Raw genomic sequence first — 7,372 nt, 5'->3', positions numbered from 1 at the left:
CACTACCACGGCCGCGCCGACCACCAAGTCAAAATCCGCGGCTTCCGCATCGAACCCGGCGAAATCGAAGCCGTGCTGCACGCGCACCCGGACGTCCGGCAGGTGGCCGTGGTGGTGCACGAGGACCGGCTGGTCGCCTACCTGGTGGGCACCGCCTCGGCCTCCGCGCTGCGCGAGCACGCGAGCCGGTCGTTGCCCGACTACATGGTGCCCACCGCCTTCGTCGCACTCGACGCCCTACCGCTGAACAACAACGGCAAGCTCGACCGCGCCGCCCTCCCCGCGCCCGAGCGCGACGCGGTCACCTCCGAGGAGTACGTGGCACCGCGGACGGAGACCGAGGAGGTCCTGGCCGCGATCTGGGCGGAGGTGCTCGACGTCGACCGGGTCGGCGTGGAGGACAACTTCTTCTCCCTCGGCGGCGACTCCATCCGCAGCCTGCGCATCACCGCCCGCACCAAGGAGGCGTTCGGCGTCGACCTCTCACCGCGGGATGTCCTGACCGCCCGCACGGTGTCCTCGCTGGCCGACCTGGTCGAGGAACTCGTGCTGGCCGAACTCGAAGCCCTCGTCGACCGGGAAGCGTGACACACACGATGACGTCCTCCAAGCAAAGCCGCATCTCCGCCCTCCCCGCGCACCTGCGGGAACGCCTGCGCGACCGCCTGGCGGGCAAGGTCGGGCACGCCGACGTCATCCCGCCCGCGCCGCGCCACGAGCCGCTGCCGCTGTCGCTGGGCCAGCAGCGGTTGTGGTTCCTCAACCAGCTCAGCCCCGAGGACACCGAGTACAACAGCGCGCTGGCGCTGCGGTTGCGGGGTGGGCTGGACGTGCCGCTGCTGACCGGGGCGCTGCGCGGGCTGGTGGAGCGCCACGAGTCGTTGCGCACCTCGTTCGTCGACACCGACGGCAAGCCGGTGCAGGTGGTGCACGCCGACGCCGACCTGCCGGTCCAGGTGGTGGACTGCGCGCCCGAGGCGCTGGAGGAGCTGCTGCGCGCCGAGGTGGCGCAGCCGTTCGACCTGGGGCGCGGCCCGCTGTTCCGGGCGCTGCTGGTGCGCTTGGCCGAGGACGACCACGTGCTGCTGCTGACCTCGCACCACATCGTGGTGGACGGCTGGTCGCTGGGGGTGCTGGCCGACGAGCTGGGCGCGCTGTACCGGGGCGAGGTGCTGGCCCCGCCCGCGCTGCAGTACGCGGACTTCGCGGTGTGGCAGCGGCAGCGACCGCTGGAGCGGCAGCTGGACCACTGGCGCGACCGGCTGCGGGGCACCGCGCCGCTGGAGCTGCCCACCGACCGGCCCCGGCCCGCCGAGCGCACCTCGGCGGGCGCGGCGCACGAGTTCACCGTGCCCGCCGGGGTGGTGGACCGGCTGCGCGAGCTGGCCCGAGCGCACGACGCGACGTTGTTCACCGCGCTGCTGGCGGCCTGCCAGGTGCTGCTGGCCCGCTACGCCGGTCAGGACGACATCGCGATCGGCACCGTGACCGCCGGGCGCAACCGGCCGGAGCTGGCCGGGCTGGTGGGTTTCTTCGTCAACACGGTGGTGCTGCGGTCCTCGGTGGACACCGCGCGCCCGTTCACCGAGCTGCTGGCCGCCGCCAAGGACACCGCGCTGGACGCGTTCGCCCACGACGAGGTGCCGTTCGACCGCGTGGTGGAGGCGGTCGGCGTCGAGCGCGATCCCAGCCGCACGCCGCTGTTCGACGTGATGGTGGTGCTGCAGAACGCGGGGCGCGCGCTGCCCGTGCTGCCGGGCCTGGCGGTCAGCGAGCACCCGATGACCCGTCAGGCCGCCAACTTCGACCTGAGCATCGACTTCACCGAGGGCGACGCCGGGCTGCACTGCCTGGTGGAGTACAGCACCGACCTGTTCGACGCGGCCACCGTGCGACGACTGGGCGAGCACCTGGTCGTGCTGCTGGAGGGCGTGACGGCCGAGCCGGACCGGCCGGTGGGGGCGCTGCCGCTGCTGACTCCGTCGGAGCGCCGCCGACTCCTGCGGGAGTGGAACGACACCGCGCTGGACGTGCCCAAGACCACGTTCACCGCGCTGTTCGAGGCGCAGGTGCGCCGGACGCCGGAGGCCACCGCGCTGGTGTGCGGCACCGACCGGTTGACCTTCGCCGAGGTGGACGCGCGGGCCAACCGCCTGGCGCACTGGCTGATCGGACGGGGTGTGCGGCCCGAGCAGGTGGTCGCCCTGTCGCTGCCGCGCGGGGTCGACGCGGTGGTGGCCGTCTTCGGCGTGTTGAAGGCGGGCGCGGTCTACCTGCCGGTCGATCCCGGACTGCCCGAGCTGCGCAGGCGGCACCTGATCGACGATTCCGGCGCGGTGCTCGTGCTGGACGGTGCGGTGGACACCGCTTCCTGCCCGGACACCAGTCCCGGCTTACCTTTGCGGCCGGACAACGCCGCCTACGTCATCTACACCTCGGGCTCCACGGGCAAGCCCAAGGGCGTCGTGGTCGAGCACAGACACCTGGTCAACCTGCTGCACAACCACCGCGAGGACTTCGCCACCGAACACCTGCGCGTCGCGCTGTCCGCGGTGTTCTCCTTCGACACCTCCTGGGAAGGTCTGCTGCTCATGGCCGACGGCCACGAGCTGCACGTGCTGACCGACGACGTCCGCTTGGAGCCCACCGCGCTGGTGGACTACGTGCGGCGCAACCGGATCGACTTCCTGGACCTGACCCCGTCCTACGTCCAGCAGCTCATCCCCGCCGGACTGCTCGACGGCGAGCACGCGCCGAGGTTGCTGATGCTGGGCGGTGAAGCCCTCGGCGGCGCGCTGTGGCGCGAGCTGGCCGCCTCCCGCACGCGGGCCTACAACTTCTACGGCCCCACCGAGACCACCGTGGACGCGGTGTCGTGCGAGGTCACCGGGGACCGCCCGGTCATCGGCCGTCCGCTGAGCAACCTGAGCGCCTACGTGCTCGACGAAGAGCTCCAGCCGGTGCCCGTGGGCGTCGCGGGCGAGCTGCACATCGCCGGGGCGCAGGTGTCCCGCGGCTACCTGAACCGGCCAGGGCTGACCGCGTCCCGGTTCCTGGCCGACCCGTTCGGCGCGCCCGGTTCCCGCATGTACCGCACCGGCGACCGGGTCCGCTGGCTGCCCGACGGCACCCTGGAATACCTCGGCCGCAACGACGACCAGGTCAAGATCCGCGGCTTCCGCATCGAACCCGGCGAAGTCGAGGCCGCGCTGCTGAGCCACCCGGACGTCACCGAGGCCACCGTCGTCGCCCGTGACGACGACGGCCACGCCCGGCTCATCGGCTACGTGGTGACCAGGTCCCCGGTCGCGCACGCCGCGTTGCGCGAGCACCTCAAGCGCACGCTGCCCGAGTACCAGGTGCCGTCGGCGTTCGTGGAGCTGGACCGCATCCCGTTGACCCCCAACGGGAAGGTCGACCGCAGAGCGCTGCCCGCCCCGCAGGTCAAGGGCGAGGGCGACTTCGTCGCGCCGAGCACGCCGGTCGAGGTGGCGCTGGCGCGCGTCTGGGCCGACGTGCTGGGCGTGGAGCGGGTCGGCGCGCACGACAACTTCTTCGCGCTGGGCGGCGACTCCATCCTGTCCATCCAGCTGGTCTCCCGCGCCCGCCAGGCGGGGTTCCGGCTCAGCTCGCGCGACGTGTTCCGGCACCAGACCGTGGCCGAGCTGGCGCTGGTGGCCGGGGTCGCCGAGCAGGCCCCTGCGGAGGTGCGGCTGTTCAGCGGTCCCGCGCCGCTGACCCCGATCCAGCGCTGGTTCTTCGCCGAGCACGGGCCGCTGCGCCACTTCACCATGTCGCTGCTGGTCGAGCTGGACCCGGAGGTGGACCACGCGCGACTGCACGCCGCCGTGCGGTCGGTGGTCGGGCACCACGACGCGCTCCGGCTGCGGTTCCGCGAGGTCGACGGGCGGTGGGTCCAGGAGGTCGCGGACACCGAGACCGCCGAGGTCTTCCGCGTCGAATCCGACGCGGACGTCGAAGCGGGCGCCCGCGCCGCGCGCCGCGACCTGGACCTGGCCGGGGGGCCGCTGCTGCGCGCGGTGCTGTTCACCGGCGCGCCGCCCCGACTGCTGCTGACCGTGCACCACCTGGCGGTGGACGGCGTGTCGTGGCGCATCCTGCTCGGCGACCTGGAGGCCGCCTACCGCGGGGAACCGCTGGAGCCGGTGGGCACGCCGTTCACCGAGTGGGCGCACCGGCTGGCCGAGCACGTCGCGTCCGGCGCGCTGGACGACGCGCTGCCGCACTGGCGCTCGCTGCCCGAGCCGGAGCGGCTGCCGGTGGACCACGACGGCGTGGGCGCGGAGGGCTCGACGCGGCTGCTGTCGGTGCGGTTGGACCGCCGGACCACCGACGCGCTGCTGCACGAGGTTCCCCCGGTGTACCGGACGCAGGTCAACGACGTGCTGCTGAGCGCGTTGGGCCGGGCGCTGGCCGAGTGGACCGGCCGGGACTCGGTGAGCGTGGCGCTGGAGGGCCACGGCCGCGAGGAGCTGTTCGACGGCGTGGACCTGTCGCGCACCGTCGGCTGGTTCACCACGCAGTTCCCGGTGGTGCTGCCGGTGGCCGAGGACTGGGGGCGGACCCTCAAGGCGGTCAAGGAGGCCCTGCGCGCGGTGCCGCACAAGGGCTTGAGCTTCGAAGCCCTGGACGTGGGCGGGCGGCTGCCCGAGATCTCCTTCAACTACCACGGCCAGTGGGACGTGGGCGGCACCTCGGAGGGCCTGTACCGGGCGCGCCGCGACTCGGCGGGCGAGGACGTCGCGCCGGACCGGCCGCGCGGCCACCTGCTGGACGTGACCGGTCTGGTCGAGGGCGGCGAACTGGAGCTGACCTGGCGGTACTCGCCGGAGGTGCACGACGAGGCGACCGTGCGGCGGCTGGCCGAGCGGGTGGCGGAGGCGTTGCGCGAAATCGTGGCGCACTGCGCGCTGCCCAGCGCCTTCGGCCGCACGCCGTCGGACTTCCCGCTGGCCCGGCTGACCCAGCAGCAGGTCGACCGGCTGGCCACCCCCGAGGTCGAGGACATCTACCGCCTCACGCCGCTGCAGGCGGGCATGGTCTTCCACAGCCTGGTCGAGCCGGGCGCGTACGTGGACCGGATGCGGCTGGTGCTGGAGGGCGTCGCCGACCCGGACGCGCTGGCCGAGGCGTGGCGGCGGGTGGTGGACCGCACGCCCGTGCTGCGCACCAGCGTGGTGTGGCAGGACGTGGCCGAACCGGTGCAGGTGGTGCACCGCCGCGTGGACCTGCCGGTCACCCGCGCCGACGAGGTGTCGGGCGAGTTCGACCTGGCCGTCGCGCCGCTGTTGCGGGTGGGCATCACGCCGCTGCCGGACGACCGGGTGGAGCTGGTCTGGTCCTCGCACCACGTGCTCATGGACGGCTGGAGCGCGGGCCAGGTGTTCGCCGAGGTGCTGGAGCACTACCGCGCGATCACCGGCGGCGTCCCCGCCAGGCTGCCCGCGCGCAGACCGTTCCGCGACTACCTGCGCTGGCTGGCCGAGCAGGACCGGGCCGAGGCCGAGGCGCACTGGCGCGCCGTGCTGTCCGATGTGGACGGCCCGACGCCGCTGCCCTTCGACCGCCCGCCCACCGAGGCGCACCGGGCCGAGGGCACCGCGTCGGTGCGTCTGGCGCTGGACGCCGACGAGCTGGGCGAGGCCGTGCGGCGGGCCGGGCTGACGGTCAACACCGCGGTGCAGGGCGCCTGGGCGCTGCTGCTGGCCAGGGTGTCGGGCGAGCGGGACGTGGTGTTCGGCAGCACGGTCTCCGGTCGCCCGGCGGAACTGCCGGGGGTCGAGTCCGTGGTCGGCATGCTGATCAACACCGTGCCCACCAGGGTGTCGGTGGACGCGCAGGCCGAGGTGGCGGTGTGGCTGCGGGAGCTGCAGGCGGCGCAGAGCGAGTCGCGGCGGTTCGAGCACACCTCGCTGGCGGAGATCCAGTCCTGGGCGGGCACCCGGCTGTTCGACAGCGTGGTGGTGTTCGAGAACTACCCGTTCGACCAGGGCGGCGACGCGCCGAGGGTGGTCGAGGTGGAGGCGGTGGACAACACCACGCTGCCCCTGACGCTGACCGCCTCGGTGACCGACCGGCTGAACCTGGACCTGGCCTACGACCCCGAGCTGTTCGACGAGGCCACCGCGCGGCGCCTGGCCACCTGGCTGCGCGAGCTGGTCGTGGGCATCGCCCGGCGACCGCACGCGCGGGTGGCGCAGCTGCCGTGGCTGTCCGAGGACGAGCGGCGGCGCGTGCTGGTGGAGTGGAACAGCACCGCGACCGCGTTCCCCCCGGCGCTGTTCCCGGAGGTCTTCGCCGAGCAGGCGCGCCGGACGCCGGAGGCCACCGCGCTGGTGTTCCGCGACACCCGGCTGACCTACGCCGAGCTGGACGCGCGGGTCAACCGCCTGGCGCACCACCTGATCGCCCTCGGCATCGGCGCGGAGCGCACCGTGGCGCTGCGGATGCCGCGCTCGGCCGATCTGGTGGTCGCGCTGCTCGCGGTGCTCAAGGCCGGTGGGGTCTACCTGCCGGTCGACCCGGAGCTGCCCGCCGACCGGATCGCGTTCCTGCTCGCGGACGCCGCTCCCGCGCTGGTGCTGGAGTCCTTGCCGGACACCGCCGACCAGCCCGACACCGCGCCGGAGGTGGCGCTGCGGCCCGACCAGGCGGCCTACGTGATCTACACCTCCGGGTCGACCGGCAAGCCCAAGGGCGTCGTGGTCGAGCACGCGCAGCTGGCGAACCTGTTCCACGCCAACCGCGCCGACCTGATGTCCGAACGCCTGCGCTTCGCGGTCACCGCCACGTTCTCCTTCGACACCTCGTGGGAGGGGCTGCTGTTCCTGGCCGCGGGCAACGAGCTGCACGTCATCGACGACGAGCTGCGGCTGGACCCGGCCGCGCTGGTGGCCTACGTGGCCGAGCACGGCATCGGCACGCTCGACCTGACCCCCTCCTACGCCCGCCAGCTCGTGCGGGCGGGCCTGCTGGAGTCCGGGCTGCGCAAGCTGCTGCTCGGCGGTGAGGCGGTGGACGCCGCGCTGTGGCGGGAGATCGCCGCGTCGGCTGTCACCGGCTACAACTACTACGGGCCGACCGAGGTCGCGGTGGACTCGGTGGCGTGCGAGATCACCGGCGACCGCCCGGTCATCGGCCGCCCGCTGCACAACCTGGCCGCGTACGTGCTGGACGCCGACCTGCGACCGGTGCCGCCGGGGGTGCCCGGCGAGCTGTTCCTCGCGGGCGCCCAGGTGGCGCGCGGCTACCTGGACCGGCCGGGCCTGACCGCCTCCCGATTCCTGGCCAACCCCTTCGGCGAACCCGGTTCCCGCATGTACCGCACCGGCGACCGGGTCCGGTGGCTGTA

General features: G+C 73.6%; 2 protein-coding genes. Both read left to right on the top strand.

Annotation, left to right across the window (positions count from 1 at the left end):
• Positions 1 to 588: phosphopantetheine-binding protein (locus IEZ00_RS35805; RefSeq protein ID WP_189227791.1), on the top strand; the 588-nt coding region annotated here is incomplete at its 5' end.
• A gap of 8 nt (positions 589 to 596) precedes the next feature.
• The coding region (locus IEZ00_RS37655) for a non-ribosomal peptide synthetase (RefSeq protein ID WP_229796441.1) at positions 597 to 7,372 on the top strand (6,776 nt) is incomplete at its 3' end.

The organism is Saccharothrix coeruleofusca (assembly GCF_014648515.1).
Taxonomy (GTDB): Bacteria; Actinomycetota; Actinomycetes; order Mycobacteriales; family Pseudonocardiaceae; genus Actinosynnema; species Actinosynnema coeruleofuscum.
Note: the sequence above shows the minus strand (reverse complement) of the source record. Positions and strands in the feature narration are given on the sequence as shown.